Annotated in this window: 18 protein-coding genes; 8 read left to right on the forward strand and 10 right to left on the reverse strand. The window is 40.3% G+C overall.

All coding sequences use genetic code 11. The features are described 5' to 3' along the window. The first annotated feature begins 81 nt into the window (after window positions 1–81). The 8 genes from ACKTS5_RS03420 to ACKTS5_RS03455 all read left to right on the forward strand — a co-directional run bounded on the left by ACKTS5_RS03420 (window position 82) and on the right by ACKTS5_RS03455 (window position 6,595). On the forward strand, window positions 82–1,050 hold the full coding sequence (locus ACKTS5_RS03420) for a M23 family metallopeptidase (protein ID WP_408042437.1): 969 nt from the start codon (window positions 82–84) through the stop codon (window positions 1,048–1,050). Between the two features lie 9 nt (window positions 1,051–1,059). Beyond that, on the forward strand, window positions 1,060–1,389 hold the full coding sequence (locus tag ACKTS5_RS03425; protein WP_408042438.1) for a MerR family transcriptional regulator: 330 nt from the start codon (window positions 1,060–1,062) through the stop codon (window positions 1,387–1,389). Between the two features lie 18 nt (window positions 1,390–1,407). Next, a complete protein-coding gene (locus tag ACKTS5_RS03430; RefSeq protein ID WP_408042439.1) occupies window positions 1,408–2,004 on the forward strand; it encodes a LemA family protein in 597 nt (198 codons plus the stop codon). A 1-nt stretch (window position 2,005) separates the two neighbouring features. Beyond that, the gene (locus ACKTS5_RS03435) at window positions 2,006–2,443 is read left to right on the forward strand and encodes a TPM domain-containing protein (RefSeq protein WP_408042440.1); all 438 of its coding nucleotides are present in this window, start codon (window positions 2,006–2,008) and stop codon (window positions 2,441–2,443) included. Window positions 2,444–2,446: 3 nt separating this feature from the next. Next, window positions 2,447–3,226, forward strand: coding sequence for a TPM domain-containing protein (locus ACKTS5_RS03440; RefSeq protein WP_408042441.1), 780 nt, complete (start codon window positions 2,447–2,449; stop codon window positions 3,224–3,226). 239 nt (window positions 3,227–3,465) lie between these two features. Beyond that, the gene (locus tag ACKTS5_RS03445; RefSeq protein WP_408042442.1) at window positions 3,466–4,161 is read left to right on the forward strand and encodes a hypothetical protein; all 696 of its coding nucleotides are present in this window, start codon (window positions 3,466–3,468) and stop codon (window positions 4,159–4,161) included. Between the two features lie 87 nt (window positions 4,162–4,248). Continuing rightward, complete coding sequence (bla, locus tag ACKTS5_RS03450) at window positions 4,249–4,968, forward strand: subclass B1 metallo-beta-lactamase (protein ID WP_408042443.1); 720 nt, start codon at window positions 4,249–4,251, stop codon at window positions 4,966–4,968. A gap of 778 nt (window positions 4,969–5,746) precedes the next feature. Next, window positions 5,747–6,595: a hypothetical protein gene (locus tag ACKTS5_RS03455; RefSeq protein ID WP_408042444.1), complete on the forward strand. Its 849-nt coding sequence runs from the start codon at window positions 5,747–5,749 to the stop codon at window positions 6,593–6,595. On the opposite strand, the gene ACKTS5_RS03460 is transcribed toward ACKTS5_RS03455, so the two are convergent. The 10 genes from ACKTS5_RS03460 to ACKTS5_RS03505 all read right to left on the reverse strand — a co-directional run bounded on the left by ACKTS5_RS03460 (window position 6,587) and on the right by ACKTS5_RS03505 (window position 18,095). After that, complete coding sequence (locus ACKTS5_RS03460) at window positions 6,587–6,952, reverse strand: DUF423 domain-containing protein (RefSeq protein ID WP_408042445.1); 366 nt, start codon at window positions 6,950–6,952, stop codon at window positions 6,587–6,589. The genes ACKTS5_RS03455 and ACKTS5_RS03460 overlap by 9 nt on opposite strands. A gap of 266 nt (window positions 6,953–7,218) precedes the next feature. Continuing rightward, on the reverse strand, window positions 7,219–10,872 hold the full coding sequence (locus tag ACKTS5_RS03465) for a metallophosphoesterase (RefSeq protein ID WP_408042446.1): 3,654 nt from the start codon (window positions 10,870–10,872) through the stop codon (window positions 7,219–7,221). 4 nt (window positions 10,873–10,876) lie between these two features. Continuing rightward, window positions 10,877–11,569 (reverse strand): ion channel, encoded by a 693-nt coding sequence (locus tag ACKTS5_RS03470; RefSeq protein ID WP_408042447.1) that lies wholly within the window; start codon window positions 11,567–11,569, stop codon window positions 10,877–10,879. Next, window positions 11,562–12,260 carry a DUF4377 domain-containing protein gene (locus ACKTS5_RS03475; RefSeq protein ID WP_408042448.1) on the reverse strand — a complete coding sequence of 233 codons (699 nt, stop codon included), beginning with the start codon at window positions 12,258–12,260 and terminating at the stop codon, window positions 11,562–11,564. Before ACKTS5_RS03475 ends, ACKTS5_RS03470 begins: the two co-directional genes overlap by 8 nt. A 79-nt stretch (window positions 12,261–12,339) precedes the next feature. After that, window positions 12,340–13,014 (reverse strand): Rossmann-fold NAD(P)-binding domain-containing protein, encoded by a 675-nt coding sequence (locus ACKTS5_RS03480; RefSeq protein WP_408042449.1) that lies wholly within the window; start codon window positions 13,012–13,014, stop codon window positions 12,340–12,342. Continuing rightward, window positions 13,015–13,923, reverse strand: a complete 909-nt coding sequence (locus tag ACKTS5_RS03485; protein WP_408042450.1) for a helix-turn-helix domain-containing protein — start codon at window positions 13,921–13,923, stop codon at window positions 13,015–13,017. Between the two features lie 90 nt (window positions 13,924–14,013). Continuing rightward, window positions 14,014–14,793, reverse strand: a complete 780-nt coding sequence (locus tag ACKTS5_RS03490) for an SDR family NAD(P)-dependent oxidoreductase (RefSeq protein ID WP_408042451.1) — start codon at window positions 14,791–14,793, stop codon at window positions 14,014–14,016. 105 nt (window positions 14,794–14,898) lie between these two features. Beyond that, window positions 14,899–15,480: a nucleotidyltransferase family protein gene (locus tag ACKTS5_RS03495; RefSeq protein WP_408042452.1), complete on the reverse strand. Its 582-nt coding sequence runs from the start codon at window positions 15,478–15,480 to the stop codon at window positions 14,899–14,901. Next, entirely contained in the window at window positions 15,477–16,496 is a 1,020-nt protein-coding gene (locus tag ACKTS5_RS03500) for an XdhC family protein (protein WP_408042453.1), read from the reverse strand. The genes ACKTS5_RS03495 and ACKTS5_RS03500 overlap by 4 nt, the downstream gene beginning before the upstream one ends. A gap of 33 nt (window positions 16,497–16,529) precedes the next feature. Further along, window positions 16,530–18,095, reverse strand: coding sequence for a protein adenylyltransferase SelO (locus ACKTS5_RS03505; RefSeq protein WP_408042454.1), 1,566 nt, complete (start codon window positions 18,093–18,095; stop codon window positions 16,530–16,532). Window positions 18,096–18,165: the final 70 nt, after the last annotated feature.

Here is an 18,165-nt window from a genome sequence, read left to right on the forward strand (position 1 = left end):
TTGTAAATTTGTGAGTTATTATTTGTAACCCTTAAATGAAGTTGCTCATTTAAAGAGCACAAAAATAGTATATTTAGCATTATGGCGAAAGTAAAATATTATTACGATCCTGAGACGCTTTCCTATAGGAAAATTGAGAGTAAAACCAGTGAAAAATACAAACGTGCTTTTCTCTGGATTACGGGTAGTTTACTTGTTGCATTTCTGGGCTTTATAGGTTTTAGTCAATTTCTATTAACTCCAGGAGAACGCGCTCAGAAACGAGAGCTGGAAAATTTGAAATTAAACTATGAACTCCTTTCGAAACGCTTGGATGAAAGTTCAGAACGCTTGTCGGAGTTACAAGATCGCGACAACAATATTTACCGTACCTATTTCGAGGCGGCCCCGATAGCGGAAGAGCAACGTAAAGCCGGTTTTGGCGGTGTAAATCGCTACAAGCACTTAGAAGGTTTTCAAAACAGTACCATCATTACCGATGCAACTAAGCAGTTGGATGTTTTAGCGAAACAAATAGCAGTGCAGTCAGAATCGCTTGATGAAATTGTAAACTTGGCAAAAGCCAAAGAAAAGATGTTGGCATCCATACCAGCCATTCAACCTGTGAAAAATGAAGATTTGAAACGCATGGCTTCTGGATTTGGAATGCGTTTGCACCCTATCCTAAAGAGTTGGCGTATGCACAATGGGATGGACTTTACCGCGCCTACAGGGACGCCTATTTTCGCATCTGGGAATGGAAAGGTAGTCAAAGCACACCGCAGTTCTACCTTTGGAAAAGTAGTGTACATAGAACACGGGTATGGTTATAAAACGATTTACGCTCATATGAGTAAAATCGTAGCAAAGAAAGGACAGAAAGTAAAACGTGGAGATTTAATTGGCTACGTCGGAAATACAGGAAGGTCTGCAGCTCCTCACTTGCATTATGAGGTGCATAAAAACGGACGTCCAGTAAATCCTATTTATTATTATTACGGCGATTTGACCCCAGAGGAGTTCCTCGCTATGCAAAAAGCTTCACAGCAAAAAGGACAATCGTATGATTAAGGAAAATCTATGCATGTAAATTTACCAGAAAAGAGATATTATAAAATAGGAGAAGTAGCTGATGCCTTTGGTGTCAATGCTTCTCTTATTCGTTTTTGGGAGAAAGAGTTTAAGGTGATAAAGCCCAAAAAAAATGCGAAAGGAAATCGTTTGTTTACCAAAGAAGATATCGAAAATTTTAAATTGATATACAACCTGGTAAAAGAACGTGGCTTTACCTTGGATGGCGCAAAGCAAAAACTCAAAAAAAATGCCCATGAGCTCGTAAGTAATCAAGAAATAATTACGAGATTAGAGTCAGTAAAGGCAGAGCTGTTGAAAATCAAAAATCAATTATAACAAATAAATTAAAAAATAATGAAGAAAGTATTGTTAGTTGTGGCGGTGTTAATTGGAATCGTCCTGTTCTTTTTTAGTCTGTTTATCAGCTTTAAAAACACAGCTGTTGAGTACGAAGAAAATGCCAAAACAAAATGGTCAAAAGTTGAAAGTGCCTATCAACGACGCAATGACTTGATTGGGAATTTAGTAAAGACGGTACAAGGAGCAGCAGATTTTGAGAAGTCTACCCTGACCGACGTGATTAATGCACGTGCAAAAGCAACAGCAGTTACCTTGAATACAGGCGATTTATCAGCAGCAAACTTAGCTAAGTTTCAACAAGCACAACAAGGGCTATCAGGAGCCTTGTCAAAGTTGATGGTGTCTGTAGAACGCTACCCTGACCTAAAAGCCAATCGTAATTTTTTAGAGTTACAAAGTCAATTAGAAGGTACTGAAAATAGAATTAGTGTGGCGAGAGACCGCTACAATGACGATGTAAATTTGTTTAACAAACACCTTAAAAAATTTCCAGGAAGTTTTTGGGTTGGTTTTACAGATTTCAAAGAAATGGATCGCTATAAGGCCGATAAAGGTTCGGAGAAAGCTCGAGATGTAAATTTTAAGTTCTAAGATGTCACAAGTTGAAGATTTTTTAAGCGCAGCGGAGGAACAGGAAATTGTCGCTGCCATCCGCACCGCTGAAAAGCATACTTCAGGAGAAATACGCGTGCACCTCGAAGCACATACTGATAAAGTACATTACGATAGGGCCTTGGAAGTATTTCAAGGCCTTAAAATGTATGCTACGGAACAGCGCAATGGCGTTTTGATTTACGTGGCAGTAGTTGATAAAACTTTTGTTATATACGGAGATCGAGGTATTGACGAAGTGGTTCCGGTAGATTTTTGGGAAAGTACGCGAAATGCCATGCTCGCTAAGTTTAAGCAAGGCAAGTTTACCCAAGGAATAATCGATGGTATTTTGAAAGCAGGAGAGGAATTGAAAGCCCATTTTCCTTGGCAGGAAGGTGATGTAGATGAATTGTCGAACGAAATCTCAAAAGGGTAGTCTATGAAAAAATGGATAGGTATTTTAATAGGTTGTTTTTGGATGCTAGGAGCGACATCGCTCATGGGACAATCCTTTAAAATCCCAGAGAAACCAACGGGTAAAAATAAATATGTTTACGATGAAGCAAAGGTTTTTTCTTCTGTAGAAAGACAGTTGCTAATCGAGAAATTAGGCTCCTATGAACAAGTTACTTCTACGCAAATTTCCGTTGCGAGTATCGCCTCTACTCAAGGTGAAAATATTAATTACTTAGCAACAAATTGGGCGCATAAATGGGGAATTGGACAAAAAGATAAGGATAACGGAGTTTTTATCTTACTCGCTGTTAATGATCGAAAAATGACCATTGCCACAGGGTATGGAGTGGAGCATTTGTTGACCGATTTTATGTCGAAACGTATTATTGAACGCGAAATAGTCCCAGAATTTAAAAAAGGAAGTTATTATGCTGGAGTTGTTCGCGGTGTAGATGCTATTGAAAAAGTACTCAAAGGAGAATACAAAGCAAGTCCAGCAAACAACAAAAAAGGCGGTGGCTACGGATGGCTGGTTTTTGTTTTGATAGTGATCGTGTTTTTCTTCCTGGCGTCACGAGGTGGTGGCGGAAGAGGAGGGCGTTATCGCGATACCGGTGGTAGTATTTTTGATATGATTATTCTCAGTAACATGGGACGTGGAAGCTCAGGAGGCTTCGGTGGTAGTGATTTTGGCGGCGGTGGATTTAGTGGAGGCTTCGGTGGAGGAGGCTTCGGCGGAGGTGGAGCTTCTGGAAGTTGGTAAGCTCACTTTTTGTTAAAGCTCTAGTAACACTCAGGCAATGTTGGCACCGTAAATATGCAATGTGAAACTCGTAATCGAAACTGGTTATTAGCAAAAATAGCTCAGTTTTTATTTTAGCATTACCGTATATAAAATCTATAAATAAAGAGAGTTATAACGCTGTAGGCGTTATCTTTTATTGTTGCCAAGGAGAAGCTACCAATATCGGTGGCTTTTCTTATTTTTGAAGAAAAACTACTATGAAATTTACAGGAATTTTTTTGATGTTAGGAGTGTTTGTTGGTTGTCAATCAAAAGTGGCACCTCCCCAACATAAGGAACCGGATACTGCGTTAGTCGTTGTTCCTAAAAAGGCAGCTTTGGATAGCCTACCTCCTAATCCCGTACATTTTGATTTTGCCTATGTTAAGTCACGCGCAATTCCGATATCGGTAATAGCTGTCACCAGTAATGTAGATACGATGGGGAACCCTATTGAACCAGCATTTGTTAGGAAGTATTTAGACAAACAAAAGGTCAGTGTTGGTTTTCCGGAAGTTTTAGATGGCAGTTATCCTAGATTTTTTTGGTTTAAAGGCTACAAAAGCCTCCCTATATTCGACGTTCTAACACTAGTTAACACTAATGAGTACTGTTGTCAAACGCTGTACGCAATTACTTTGAATAAGGAACCTTTTTCAGTTATTGACATTGCAGTATTGGCTTATACTGGAGGAGATGGGGGTTGGGTTGGTAGTAAGCAAGGAAGGTGGATAAACGATCGAGAATTAGATTTGTTGGAGGTGTCGGACTACGATGATGATTTAGATGAAACTACGAATAACAGTGAAATAGATAGTATTTGGACGCGTTTGCGTATTTCTGAGTCCGGGAAGTTTTCAGAAACCGTACTAAAGAAGGTATACTATCTCGGAAATGAGAAAATTGAAAAATAAAGGAATTACTGCGTAGGGGATTGGTATTGGTAACTGTTATAGCTGCTAATCTCTATTGAGAAGTTATTAGAATAAAAAATGAATTTTATGAGAAAAATGATGTGTGTATTGCTGATGGTGCTCGCCGTTCTTGCTTGCAATACGAATGAAGAAACAGTGTACAAATCGGATAATTTGAGTATTAAAAAGGTGGGGCCTCACAGTTATGTCCATACGAGCTTTTTAAATACGGAGCAATGGGGTAAAGTCCCTTGTAACGGTTTATTAGTGCTCTCTGAAGGAAAGGCTTTGGTATGTGATAGCCCTTCCGAACAAGCAGTGGCTGAAGAGTTGATTAACTGGATCGAAAATGAGAAAGAAGCAAAGATTCAGGCGATGGTACCAACTCATTTTCACGTAGATTGCATTGGTGGCGCGCAAGCCTTTATAAACAAAAGGATACCGGTGCTAGCCTATGAAAAAACTCAAGAGCTTTTGAAGGACAAAGATGTAGCTGTCCGTGCCGTTCCGGGTACCTTTGAGATGATTATTGGAGGACGAGAAGTGGAGTGTCGTTATTTTGGAGCCGGACACACAATAGACAATATTGTTGTGTCAGTGCCAGGTGACGAGGTGTTGTTTGGAGGGTGCCTAGTGAAGGCTGCTGGGGCGAAAAAAGGTAATTTGGAAGATGCCAATGAAGCGGCTTGGTCAGGTACTGTACAAAAAGTAGCTGAGGCTTACCCAACTGTGAAAACAGTAATTCCAGGACATGGAGCTACGGGAGGAAAAGAGCTATTGGACTATACCATTACCTTGTTCAAATAGTCGTAATTCATGCGTGATATACTGCGCTCATACTGTATTTTGAGGAGGTTAGGGAAAAAAAATGAAAGTAGCGGATTTTATCTGTAACTTAGAGTTGTTCTAATGAGCAAAAGAGGAATCAAATACCTTAACTAACCGAACTTGGTACGAAAGTACATTACTCATTTGATGACTAATGCAAGCTTATTGGAAACTAACTACTATAACCACGGATTTTCCGTGGTTTCTTTTTGTGAAAAAAAAGCCCTGAATAGGTTGTATTCAGGGCAGCTAACCAAACCTACATAAAATAAAAAAACTAATTTATTTCTAGTAGTAAAAAAACTTGTAAGCGCAAGTTTAACGCGTATTGTAAAAGCCGAAGCTTTTCAGCACATCTAAATTCAATAAGTAAAGTGAAAGTATAGCAATTGTACTTTCATAGCAGGTGCAAAATAGAAAAAAATATGGAAAAGTACCGCTTAAAAATGAAAAAATATCTGGTGAATTTTTTTGATGGATTTATTCGGTGTGTTTAAATATTTGATTATCTTAGGTATAGCAATAGCAGTAGGGGAAGCTGCTGTTGCGGATTACTAATATTAATAACTACTCCTGTTATACTACACAGTTTTTATAACAGGAGGACAGTAATCCGAAAGCAGCCTTTATTGACTTTAACACTTCTTTAAATACTAGGCAATTGATTTGTGCGTTTTTTCTTCACGGAAAAACCTACTAGGTACGCTGCGATTTGCTACTACTTGAAGTTTCCTTATTTTTAGTAAAATTTTGAATCATGAAAAAACTGATGTTCCTAACCGTACTCGGATTGAGTTTGAGTTGTTCACATTACGGGCAGTTAAAGTTGAAAGGGAATTTGCCAAAGCGTTTGGAAGAAGTTTCTGGCGTTGCCTTGGGGCCAAATGAAGGAGAGTTATGGATGCATAATGACAGTGGTAATGATGCTGTCTTATATTTGATAGATTCAAACGGAGCATTATTGCGTGAGATAGCACTTCCCTTTGCCAACAGAGATTGGGAAGATCTGTGTTCTGACGGTGATACCTTATATGTAGGAGATATGGGGAACAATAGGAATGATCGCACTAATTTGGTAATTTACAAAGTAAATACCGCCCAAGAGCTGATAGGAAGTACCTACGAAACCATACGTTTTCACTATCCCGATCAGAAGAAGTTTCCGCCTAAAAAGAAAAAGCGTTTTTTCGATGCTGAGGCCCTCATCTATAAAGACGGGTATTTGTACCTCTTTACAAAAAGTAGAGTCAAAGGAAACTACGGAAATACCAAGCTATATCGAATTCCAGCAACAGCAGGCTCTCACGAGGCCGAGCTATTAGGAACCTACGAGCATTGCAATAAAAAACTATCTTGTTGGATAACTGGCGCAGCGATTTCTCCTGACGGTACCAAGGTGGCCTTATTAACTCATACGGAAGTCCTCGTATTTAGTGACTTTAGCGGAGATCACTTTTTTGAAGGAACAGTACATAGTTATGCCTTTGAGCACAATTCACAAAAGGAAGGAATCGCGTTTAAAGACAATACAACCTTGTATATCACCGATGAATACGCACATGGGCAAGGAGGAAATTTGTATGAGTTTAGCTTGCCACTACGATAAAAAACGATAGGCTAAAAGTGCCCATCCAGCCACCAAGAGGAGGCCTCCCAAGGGAGTTATAGGACCTAAAAATTTCATTTTTTTACCCTTGCTGTCCGAGAGAACAAGTCCGTAAATACTAAAAGAGAACAAACAGGTACCAATAATAAACAGCCAAGCGATACTTTTTTGAATAGTAAGTGATGAACTACCTATGACTAAAAGTACTATAGCGTGGTACATTTGATACTTAACGCCAGTTTCAAAGGATTTGAGTTGTTCGTCGTTGAGAGTTTTTTTTAAGGCATGAGCACCGAAGGCTCCTAGAATAACTGCTAATAAGCCAAAAATAGCACCGGAAAGTAGGGCAAGTTGCATTATTTGTGATGATTTAATTTATCTGTAGTCAAAAATACATTCTTTTTTACAGATTTTTCTGGCTACAATAGTTAATTGTGAGTAGGCAACCAACCTCGTTTTTGAATGCATGGCTCGATTTACCAGTTTGTGATGTTATCATTCGTGGGAGGTATGGGTTAACGCTGTATTTGACCTGAGAAGTACGTACAGAAAGTAAATGAATACTAGAGGTTTGGTAAGATAAAACAAAAGGCTGAAGTAAAACTCCTGCCTTTTGTTTTGGTTTAAAATGAGAATCCGACACTAAACGAGAGTCGATCTTCTTCACTGTTTCCTTTAAAGTAAGAGAGATTTAAGGTAAACATATCGATACCACTTATCCAAAGTGAGCCTCCGTAACTGGTATGCCATAGTCCATTGTTGATCGCTCTAGGGCTCCATACTTTTCCGTAATCGAATCCGGCAGTCACCCCGGCTTCTAGAGGAAGGAAAGAGGTTTTAATTTCTCCAAATCGCAAACGTAAATCACTACTGTGGTAAAAGCTTTCGGTTCCTGTAAATCGCTGTCTGTTAAAACCTCTAAGATTGCGGTCGCCCCCAAGAGTAGCCGCCTGATAAAACTCAAATCGATTTCCAAAATTAATATGAGTTCCTACTTCCGAAGCAAATACTAACGATCTGTTCTGAACTAGATTTTGATAGATGGCCAGAGAGGTTTTGAGGTATCCGAATCGCCTGCTGATATCATCAATCTTTGTTTTTGCCCCCACAGAGAGTTCAAAATTCATCCCTTTGGTAGGGAAGCTCGGATCGTCAACGCGTTGGTGTCCTGCATTGACTTCACCACCTACAAAATAGTTAGTTTCAAAAATATTGATGGGGCTTTGTGCGTAGTTGTAAATGTTTCTGCCTCGGGTGTTTTGTACGCGAATTCCTTCGATAGACGAACGTACTTCGAGGGTGTTTCCACCTCTAAATCTTCTGAGGAGTCCTAAGTTGAAGTTGAGTTCACTGTGTTTTACACGATAATAGTCGAGGTCGAGGTCTTGCTGAAAAGTGCTGGTATTTCCCCAACCAAAGAAATTAATAGCATAGTTGTCACTGGTAGCCTTGGCGGCGAGTAATAAGCTCCAATTCCCTATGAATTCAGTAAACTCTCCACGGTAATTGACATCGAAACCGTTGATCCCTGAGTAGTAGTTTGCAGATAATTCATGTTCACTGGCAAAAGGACGTTTTTTAAATCCTTGTCTGGTATGCAGTACCGTTGCGCCAAAAAAGAATCCGTCGTCGGGGTTGCTCCCGAGGTTCGGAAGTACTACCGTTGTATTGTTTTCTATATCCCGATGGTTGTAGGTATTGCGGTAGTAGTTGTCCGAACGTAAATCGGCAGTTTCACTCGAGGGTGTTACCGTGTTTTTTTTCGATTTATAATCGTAGATTTTGGTCTTACGAGACCAACCAGCTACAGCAGAACGATCGGTATACACATCGTGATCTTGCCCACCGATTAATCGGAGGAGGATACCGTTGTTTACCTTACCGGTAATCGTAAATTGATCGTCACCATTTAATCCGTAGAGTTGTAATTCACGAGTTTCCTTTCTGTCAAAAGTTCGGTGGTATATCGTATCGTTTTTACGCACTACCCATACTTCGGTTTGACGGTCGTTTTTTCTGTTTATTACGAAGTTATCCTTTTTATCAGTACCGACGATGTAAACTATTTTGGCTTGTTTTTCGTAATAGCGTTTTGCAATAGCTTTGAGTTTATCTCTACGGGCTTTGATTTTTTGTATGGTTTCTTCTCCATCAATGGCAAAAATGGCTTCAGGTAGCTTTTTTATTGCCGTTTCGATTACGGCATCACTGAGGTGAGTTTGAATGTACTCGGCTTCGTTGAGCCAATCATTGAGTGTTAGCTCGTTTAAAAATTCAGCATCGAAAAATCGCGGATAGTTATTGTACCACTTCATATCTCTGATATCGTAATCAAAGCTCTGCATGTTTTTTACCAGCGGAGTAAACTGCTTAAATACCGGGATGATAACTCCGTCAAATTTTGAAAAGGGTTGATCTCTGTCACGAGGAATTGGGCGGTAATAGGTTTTTCCTGCCTCGGTTTTAAAGGAAGCCCAGCGCCATTGATCTTCATGTCGATCCCAATCTCCAATAACCATGTCAAACAAACGCGATCGGATGGCCCATTGTTGATCGACAGAGTGTTTTCCATTTTTTCTGATTTTTTCTAGTACATCAAAAGTACTGATGATCTTTTTAGAGTTTCCGAAGCTGTTTACATCTTCACGGTTACCAGCAGGGCGCTCTTCGAGCAGGTATAATTCTCCTCCAAAAATGTCGTTGTATTGACCTAGAGCCGGTTGTTTAGGCATGTAATACAAGGTAGGGTTGGTATGGTAAATATTTACTGCTTCAGCCATATCTGGAATCACAAAGGCTGCGTAAGGATGTGACATGGTAAAAATGTCTTGAACGACATCTATTAAAAAAGTACCTTTTAAAATACCTCCCATAATTCGACTTCCGTCTTTGAACATGGAACGCAGTACGTATTGTTTACCTTCTGGATTTTCCAGTCTTAATGAGTTTGTTTGATTTCCTCCTCCACGGCGGATTGGCTTTAGCCCTCCGTGAACTTTATCGAGTTCTAATACAGGTACCTGTACGGGCTTACCGTATTTTTCTCGGTGTAAATCGCCCCACATAAATTTATGAGCACCACTGACTTCCGTATCTTCTGGGTTGTAAATTGAAGTAGTTACAAAGGCTTTATGAGCTTCGTATTCGGAAAAGTCGGGAGTTTGTGGACGTTTTTTAGGAGCTATTATTTCGCGACTATACAAGAGTTTGTTTTGATCGGTAGTATTGGCTGCATAGTATTCAATAGCAGCGGAACCGTCTTTGTAAAATAGTAATTTGGCATATCCGTGATTACCGTAGGTAAAGGGAGCTCCATATCCTGCCAAGGCTGGAGATTGTTTGGAACCAGACCCGCTGACTACTTGTTTAAATCCATCATTTTCTAAGTATTGTAAATTGTGTTCATGCCCACTGACAAAAACGATATTGTTTTTGAAATCATCTGCAATCAGCTCTATTTGCTGTATGAAATTTTGATAGTTTATATTAAAATTGTCGGTTTGTATACCCACATGAGATCGGAGCATGTTTTTAAAAGTACCTAGTACTGGAGCGGGTTTCATATGGTCTTTCACAGAGAAGCTTCCTCCGTGAGGACCATTGCTGTACAAAGGGTGGTGCATGGCGACCACCACGTTTTTGTAGCGATTCTTTTTGAAGAGTCCCCAAAGTTCGTCGATAAAACGCTCTCTTGTTTTGATATCACAGTTTTCATTGATGGTGGGGTGGTTGTTCCAGTCTGTGATAAACCACTTGCTGTCTATGAGGATTAAGGTGAGGTTTTCGTTGATGTCAATTTTGTCCAAACCACAACCGTTTTCAGGTAAAAAAGTGTTTTTACCAAGTGCTTTCTCAACCATTTTCTCTTGACGTTTAAGTCCTTTTATGCCCTCGTACCAGTCGTGATTACCGGGAATAAAGATGGGAGCTCCTTTAAAATTTGTGAGTGCGTCGATTTGTATTTGTAATCGGTGTTCGGCCAGGGCTCTTTCAGGGCTTTTTTTCGGAGGCATACCTACGGGGTAGATATTGTCACCGAGAAATAAGGCGGTACTGTTTTTAGAGGCAGTTGCGAGGTCTTCCTTAAAGTAATCCAAGCTGGTGAGTGAAGCTCCTAACTGCGCATTTCCCGCGTCTCCAATAAGGAAAAAGGTATGGTCAATTTCTTTGGTTATCGAAACTGTTGTAGGAGCTTTCTTATCGGCGTACTGTGCTTTGTAAGTAGCACAGGCTGATAAAAAAGCGGCGAGAGTAATGAGAAGGTATTTTTTTTTCATGTTGTTAGTTGTCAGATTTGAATACTGAGTGATTGATGTATTTAGAAACGATAATTGCCGTGACAATCGTTAAATAGATTTGTCCGATTAAGCCCACTAATATCGCGGCTTTTTGGGCAACAGGTATCGCCGGAATTATTTCGCCATAGCCGATGGTGAGCAGTGTTATAAAGGAATAATACAGTAAACTATCGGCGTGAAATTTAAAGTTTTCACCGTTGTCAATTAAGAGACCTGTAAAGGCGTTCTCATGAGTTAGGTCAATGGATATAAATAAAAAGAATCCGAGAAACCCAAGGGCAATATAGCCTGATATCAAGCCTAAAATGACCTTGCGATCAACTTTTTGTTCATGCCAAACTTGTTTTATTATGCTGAGCGTTACGAAAATATTAATGATAAAGTAAACGCTAATTCGCGCTAAAAGATATTCGTTGGACCAACTGTCAGGACTTACCTGATCCCCACCAAATAGCAATAGAGAAAGGGAAAAAAGACCAATACAAAACCACATGATCTTTTTGTTCTTAGAAACGATTATGACCCCTAATCCTGTGCTGATGGAATAGAGTATGGGCAGTACAATGCTATCGAAAAAAGTGATGGGAATTACCAAAGATCCAAACAAGGTACACAGTTGTATACCCAGAAACAATTCAAAGCGGTGGTCGTAAAGTTTGGTATACCAGTTATTCATAGTTTTGATTAATCATCGTGAATTGAACGAGTTGTTCGCCGTCTTTGTTTTTGAACACCAAGGTAGTCCCTGCAATTTCGTAGTAACGGGTGTCAGGGAGTATCTTAAAAAAAGCATCTTCGAGTTGAATGTCTGGACAGTACATTTCTGTTCTGACAATATTTTGATTTAATTCAAAACGATGGTTGGTAACTTTTTCAATTTTACCAGAGAAACGGTTGCAAGCACCACGGCCGTGAAAACGATTGGTTTTTAGGTTGAAGTAAATTCGTGGATTGTGCTGTTCTCCATCGGTCCTTATTTTTTTGTCTTGGATATAGGTCAGCTCCCAGGAGTTTTCCAACAGGCTTGTATCTTCGAGTGTTTTCGATAAAACTTCTTGTAAATAATAAGATTTGGACGATCCGTCGGCAGGAACTTGATGTTTTTTGTGCTCTTTAACGCGGACTTTTAATTGGTAAAGTACCCTGGGTTGATAGGTAAAGCCGTAAATACTGTCATAAAATAATTCCCAGTTGGCTTTTTTATTTAAGGCACTCCCTCTTTTGATACGCAAGCAATTTGTTTTGATTACCCCTTCACATGGTTGCTTTGAACTACTTACCCAAATAATTTCTTCTTTAATGTTCTTGGAGCTCGAACAGGTGAGGTTTAACATAAGTAGTGTTAGTAGATAGATCGTTTTTTTCATGAATGCTTATTAAATGAGAGGTCTTAATACAAAGCGGAGGGTTGTACAAATTTAATAAAAATTCATCATAAATAGGCGTCTATACTAGAGAAGCTTCTATTTGTTGAGCACTTTTGTATATCGCTGTATTTTCTAGGAGTAACTGTCCCTTTTTTAGCAGTCCCAATTCAAAAAACACAGTGGCTAATTGTAGGGAGGTGATGCTGTATTTTGGTCCCAATAGCTTGATCAATGGATAGCACTTTTTGCTCAATGAGTAAAAGAGATTAGGTGCTTTTCTGGGGTGTACTGGATAAATATACCCCGGGCGGAAAATGAGAATATTGGGTAAGGTTTTAAGCAAGTAGTTTTCGGCAATTCCCTTACAGCGGGCAAAGAGAGTTTTGCTGGTTTCACTACTGTCGGCTCCCATTCCGCTCAGAAAGCAAAATGTTGCATTTGCAGCGTATTGCCGTGTGAGATCGGCAACTAATTTTGTGTAGTGGATGGTGATGGTTTCAAAAACGGGTTTAGGTACTTGACCGGTGTATACTCCTATACAGTAGTAAATACTAGTGGCCTGTTTGAAGTGCACAGCACAGGAGGCTAGGTCGTTAAAGTTCTCGAGCAGTACCTCTGAGAGTTTAGGGTGAGATTGCTGCAACTTCGTCCTTGTAATACAGATAACTTTAGTGATTTTGGGAGATGCCAGCGCCCGATTTAATACTTCTTTTCCGATCATTCCGGTGGCACCGAAAAGTAGACATGTATGCATTTAGTTTAATTGACGGTATTTTAAAGGACTGTGTCCCGTTTGTTTTTTAAATAGTTTACTGAAGTGTTGAGGATATTCGAATCCCAAGTCGTACGCAATTTCGCTGACACTTAGCCTTGAACCTAGTAATTTGTTTTTCGCTAGGTCAACGACAAAGTTGTAAATGTGATCTTTGGCGCTCATTCCTGTCTCTTTTTTGAGTACATCACTGAGGTAATTAGGGGACATGTTGAGCTGCTCACCACAGTATTTTACCGATGGGAGACCATTGGTACTCGGCGCTTCACTTTGAAAGTAATTTTTGAGCAGATTCTCAAAATCACTGACGTGGTCCAGATGCAAGTTCGTACGCACATAAAATTGACGGTCGTAGTATCGGTGGCAGTAATCGAGCATCAATTCAATAGTTGCAATAATTAACTTTTGGCTGTGCTTGTCGATATTTTGATTTATCTCAGCTTCAATTTTCTTTGCTAGGTCAATTAGGGTGCGTTTTTCTTCGTCCGATAAATGAAGAGCTTCGTGCACTTCGTAATCGAAAAAGTTATAGTTGTGGATTGCAGTTCCGAGAGGGGCTTTCCGAAGTAGATCAGGATGAAAGGCAAGGACCCAACCATTGGTGTCGTCTTCAATGTTTTTGTTTTCGAATGACATGGCTTGTTGGGGCTTAGTAAAAACCATGGTGCCTTCATTAAAATCATAGGTGTTACGGCCGTAGGCAATAGAGCCGGTAATGCCGTCTTTAAATGAAATTAGGTAGAGGTCTGTGGTAAATTTTAGGTCCTTGATTTCGTCGATATGCGGAAAATCTTTGGCCCATATCACAGCTACTAAAGGATGCTTGGGAGGCGGTACTCCAAACATTTTATTGGCTTGACTAAGTGAGTTGATATGTATGATATGTTGCATGCTTTTTAGCTGTGCTCCTCTCCATTTTTTATATTGCAGAAAGAGAGGAGGCGTGTTATTTAAAGATACTCAATATTAGTGAAAGTGTTGTTATTTGACTTCCTGCATGGTTCTGATTTGCTTGAGAAGAACCTTTTTAGGTGTTAGCGGAATCATCTTCATCATGATGTTTTGTGAGAAGGTCAACCCGGATACGACATCTAATTTTCCTTGAAGCATGCCTTTGTATCCTGCTTCGGCTACAGATCGAGCACTGACTGTTTTTTGAAAGAGGTCTGTTTTATCCATTCCTGAGGTCTGAGCGAATTCTGATTCAGTAGCACCGGGCATTAAGTTTGTAACCGTTACATCAGTGTCGTGCAGTTCTTCAGCAATGGCATTACTAAAGAAAGTGACATAGGCTTTAGTAGCAAAATACACGGCCTGTAAAGGGCCAGGCATAAGGCTAGCTGTAGAGGATACATTGAGTATTTTACCACTGTTTTTGGCAACAAAATCTGGTAAAAACAAGCGTGTAAGAGCGCTGAGCGCAATGATATTTAGTTGGATCATTGCTAAATCTAATTCCCAGGGGCGTTCGTAAAACTTACCGTGACCACCAAAACCAGCATTGTTGATGAGGTAGTCTATTTGAATACCCGCTTCGGTTACTTTTCGGTAAATTTCTGTGGGAGCTTCTTGCGCTGTTAAATCAATAGCAATGATGTATACTTGCGTATTGTATTTGATTTCTAAGGTTTCTTTTAACTCTTGAAGTTTAGCTATCCTTCTAGCTACCAGTACAATATCACCTCCTTTTTCGGCGTGGATTTGAGCAAATTCTTTGCCAATACCACTGCTAGCTCCAGTGATTAATGCTACATTTTTCATATGATGAGTATTGTTGTTTTGTTCTTTATATCAGTTAATTACGGGGTAAAATTATACCGAAATAAAGACAGGGACGTATACAGAATACAGTTTACTGTATATATTTTACTGATTGTTTAATAATGACTGATATTCTTCGGGAGTATCGATGTCTTTTAAGTGGTTTGAAGGAATTTTGATGAGCGGGGTGTTGGGGTTATTTAAAAGTGCACGTGCTCCAGCATCTCCTTTTAACTGCAGGAGTTCTGAAAAGTAGTTTTTAGGGAATAAGGCGGGAACACCAGTCTTTTTACCGTATTCAGAGGCTATTATAACATGCGGGTTTTTTATAGCGGCACTTCGCAGGCAGTTGATATCGTCGGTGGTGATCAGTGGTTGATCAGCGAGGAGTATGAGTACAGCATCGTAGGTCAATTGTTGTAGGACTTGTATTCCTGCGACGATGCTCGTACTTAATCCGTGGTTAAAATGGGTATTTTCAATGATGTTCACCTTACTGAGGTCGATAGACTTCTTAATTTCCTCTTTAAAAGCTCCAAGAACACAGTATACTTCACTATTGTGGGTAGCCGAAGCTTGTTCGATTACCTGTCCTAATAAATGTGTGTTTTTATAAGGAAGTAATTGTTTGGGAGTTCCCATTCGCGAAGAAGTTCCGCCTGCTAAAATGAGTATGGCGAGCTTCATGAGGATGTATGGATGTTACCCGTAGTTTTTTTAAGAGAATACACTTCAGTGTTTCTGATAACAGATAGTATCTCAGCAACAATGGATAAAGCTATTTCTTCCGGAGTAATAGCACCTAGGTGGAGCCCTGCAGGGGTGAAAATCCGATCTAAAAACTCGTCAGAAACATCGGGGATTAGGTTAAATAATTCATCGAATAAGCGTTCTCTTCTCTTGGCTGCTCCAAGAATTCCAAGATATGCCGGGGTGGTTCCATACAACTGGGTCAAATACCTCAAATCGTAGGTGAAATTGTGATTCATGAGCACAATAGCGGTGTTTTTGGATACTATTGAGAAATCAGCAAGTTCGGGTGTTATCGGGGTAACTGTAGTTGCTCCCGGAAAGTCTTTCACTGATTTTGGGTCTTTTATGGAACATAAAACAGAAACTTCCCATCCGAGCAATAGGGCTTGTTTACACAGTTTTACAGCGTCGTGTTCTCCCCCGATAATTACTAAGTGAAAAAGTGGAGCAAACTCTTGCTGAAACTGTTCATAGGAATCCGATGTTTTTGTAAAAGACGGGTAAAAAGAATAGCGCTTATCACCGAGGTGTATCTCAGATCCAAAGGTTCCCGTACAATTGTCTTTTCGGTGGAAATAACTGTGAATTTCAAACGTTTCTCGACGTTGGACGCTAGCTAAGAAGTGTTGTAATGCCTCTTGTGAGGGCGTAAAGGGCTCTAGTAGGATGTACAAGATTCCTTCACAGCCTAGGCGATACCTTCCGTCGTAGGTTATGAGTTTTGCTTTTTGCTCTTTAAAAACGGACTGGGCTCTGCGTTGGATTTCTTTTTCAACACAGCCACCACTTACGGCTCCGGTGATACTTCCGTCACTATTGATAAGCATTCGAACTCCTGGTTTTCTGTAGGAAGATCCTTCTAGTGCCACTACAGTTGCGAGTACACTTTGAATTCCACGTAGTTGATTTTTTAGTCCTTGTTCAAAAAGTGCTTTGAGTTCGTGCGTCATTTCATCGGTTTAGTAGACCTCAATATACAAATTTTAAGAACTACAGGAAAGCATCGAACAGCCTACTTTATGGCGTGCCCATTCTGGACGTTTGGCAAACCACTTTTCTTGGCTTGGTTGTTCGTCATAAGGCTTTTTTAACAGTCTAAACAGTTCGTCAATCAATTCATAGGACCCTGAACTTGCTTGTTCAATAGCCATTTGAGCCATGTAGTTTCGCAGTACGTACTTCGGGTTTACTCGGTCCATTGCAGCGGAACGTTCAGCGTCATTCTGAGTTTCTGTTTGTAGGCGTTTTAGATAACGCGTTAGCCAGTTATTCCAATGTTTGGCGGCTTCTTGATTGAGGTTGTTCCATTGGTAAAATGCCGTTTGCAGTTTGTTCAGCGCACGGGTAGGAGTGTCCTTTTTTTCTACGCGAGCGAGTAACCTAAAAAAGAGTGTCATATCAACTTCTACTAGTGTGAGCGTTTCCTCAAGGCGTTGGATGAGTTCGGCATCTTCGTGTGCCACTTGGGTAATCCCTAGTTTATTTTTCATCATTGCTAGGTAGGCTTCGTCGAATAAAGGATTATAAGCTTCGAGGATGCTTTGCAGTGGAGCTACTTCTTCGACTAGAGGAAACAGCGCATTGGCGAGCTTAAAAAGATTCCAAAGTCCAATATAGGGTTGGTTGCCAAAGCGATAGCGTCTGTGTTGGGCATCGGTCGTATTTGGAGTCCACGACGGATCGTAGTTTTCTAACCATCCGTAAGGACCGTAATCAATGGTCAATCCGAGTATAGACATGTTATCGGTATTCATTACGCCATGAACAAAGCCTACGCGTTGCCAATGTACAATCATGTCGATGGTTTTATCTCTTACGGCTTGGAAGAACTCGAGGTATTTTTCTTTACCACTGCTCTTAATTTCAGGATAGAAATGACGAATGCTGTGATCTGCTAGTTGTTGAAGCAAAGCCTTGTTTTCACGAGCGGTTTGGATTTCAAAATTTCCAAAACGAATAAAACTAGCCGCGGCTCTACATACGATGGCTCCTGGTTCATAAGCTGGATTTCCGTTGTAAAGGACATCTCTGAGTACCTTGTCACCTGTGAGACTTAAACTCAATGCTCGTGTTGTTGGGATTCCGAGGTGATGCATGGCTTCACTGCATAAATATTCTCTTATGGACGATCGCAGTACCGCCAAACCATCAGCAGTACGTGAGTAGGGAGTTTCACCAGCTCCTTTCAATTGCAGGGCCCATCGCTGTTGCTCGTGCACTACTTCACCGAGGTTAATGGCACGTCCATCGCCTAATTGGCCGGCCCAATTTCCGAACTGATGTCCGCCGTAACACATGGCATAGGGATGACTGTCTGGAATAAGTGCATTTCCGGTAACGATGTCTCGGAATTCCTTTGTACGTCCCATTTCTTCCGTTAATCCGATTGCGGCTAACATTTCTGGAGCAGCGTGAAGTAATTTGGGCTTACTGGTTTTTTGGGGACTAACGTATGAAAAACAGGCATCGAGTACTTGTCTACGCGAGTTTTCCATGTTTTTATCGGCTGTTACTTCCGTTCGAAAGCGATCGTCTAAGTGAAGTTCCATAGGCTGCATTTGCTGTTATGTCTACAAAGGTACTGAAGTTTCCTAGCAAAAAGAAACCGCCCTGAGAGGC

The sequence above is a fragment of the Tenacibaculum litopenaei genome (assembly GCF_964514025.1).
GTDB lineage: Bacteria > Bacteroidota > Bacteroidia > Flavobacteriales > Flavobacteriaceae > Polaribacter > Polaribacter litopenaei.

Coding starts and splice junctions, on each gene's coding strand:
- ACKTS5_RS03425 (WP_408042438.1), top strand. CDS start 1,060: ATGCATGTAAATTTACCAGAAAAGAGATATTATAAAATAGGAGAAGTA.
- ACKTS5_RS03465 (WP_408042446.1), bottom strand. CDS start 10,872: ATGAAAAAAAAATACCTTCTCATTACTCTCGCCGCTTTTTTATCAGCC.
- ACKTS5_RS03470 (WP_408042447.1), bottom strand. CDS start 11,569: ATGAATAACTGGTATACCAAACTTTACGACCACCGCTTTGAATTGTTT.
- ACKTS5_RS03460 (WP_408042445.1), bottom strand. CDS start 6,952: ATGCAACTTGCCCTACTTTCCGGTGCTATTTTTGGCTTATTAGCAGTT.
- ACKTS5_RS03495 (WP_408042452.1), bottom strand. CDS start 15,480: ATGAAGCTCGCCATACTCATTTTAGCAGGCGGAACTTCTTCGCGAATG.
- ACKTS5_RS03455 (WP_408042444.1), top strand. CDS start 5,747: ATGAAAAAACTGATGTTCCTAACCGTACTCGGATTGAGTTTGAGTTGT.
- ACKTS5_RS03500 (WP_408042453.1), bottom strand. CDS start 16,496: ATGACGCACGAACTCAAAGCACTTTTTGAACAAGGACTAAAAAATCAA.
- ACKTS5_RS03480 (WP_408042449.1), bottom strand. CDS start 13,014: ATGCATACATGTCTACTTTTCGGTGCCACCGGAATGATCGGAAAAGAA.
- ACKTS5_RS03440 (WP_408042441.1), top strand. CDS start 2,447: ATGAAAAAATGGATAGGTATTTTAATAGGTTGTTTTTGGATGCTAGGA.
- ACKTS5_RS03420 (WP_408042437.1), top strand. CDS start 82: ATGGCGAAAGTAAAATATTATTACGATCCTGAGACGCTTTCCTATAGG.
- ACKTS5_RS03435 (WP_408042440.1), top strand. CDS start 2,006: ATGTCACAAGTTGAAGATTTTTTAAGCGCAGCGGAGGAACAGGAAATT.
- ACKTS5_RS03430 (WP_408042439.1), top strand. CDS start 1,408: ATGAAGAAAGTATTGTTAGTTGTGGCGGTGTTAATTGGAATCGTCCTG.
- ACKTS5_RS03445 (WP_408042442.1), top strand. CDS start 3,466: ATGAAATTTACAGGAATTTTTTTGATGTTAGGAGTGTTTGTTGGTTGT.
- ACKTS5_RS03475 (WP_408042448.1), bottom strand. CDS start 12,260: ATGAAAAAAACGATCTATCTACTAACACTACTTATGTTAAACCTCACC.
- bla (WP_408042443.1), top strand. CDS start 4,249: ATGAGAAAAATGATGTGTGTATTGCTGATGGTGCTCGCCGTTCTTGCT.
- ACKTS5_RS03490 (WP_408042451.1), bottom strand. CDS start 14,793: ATGAAAAATGTAGCATTAATCACTGGAGCTAGCAGTGGTATTGGCAAA.
- ACKTS5_RS03505 (WP_408042454.1), bottom strand. CDS start 18,095: ATGGAACTTCACTTAGACGATCGCTTTCGAACGGAAGTAACAGCCGAT.
- ACKTS5_RS03485 (WP_408042450.1), bottom strand. CDS start 13,923: ATGCAACATATCATACATATCAACTCACTTAGTCAAGCCAATAAAATG.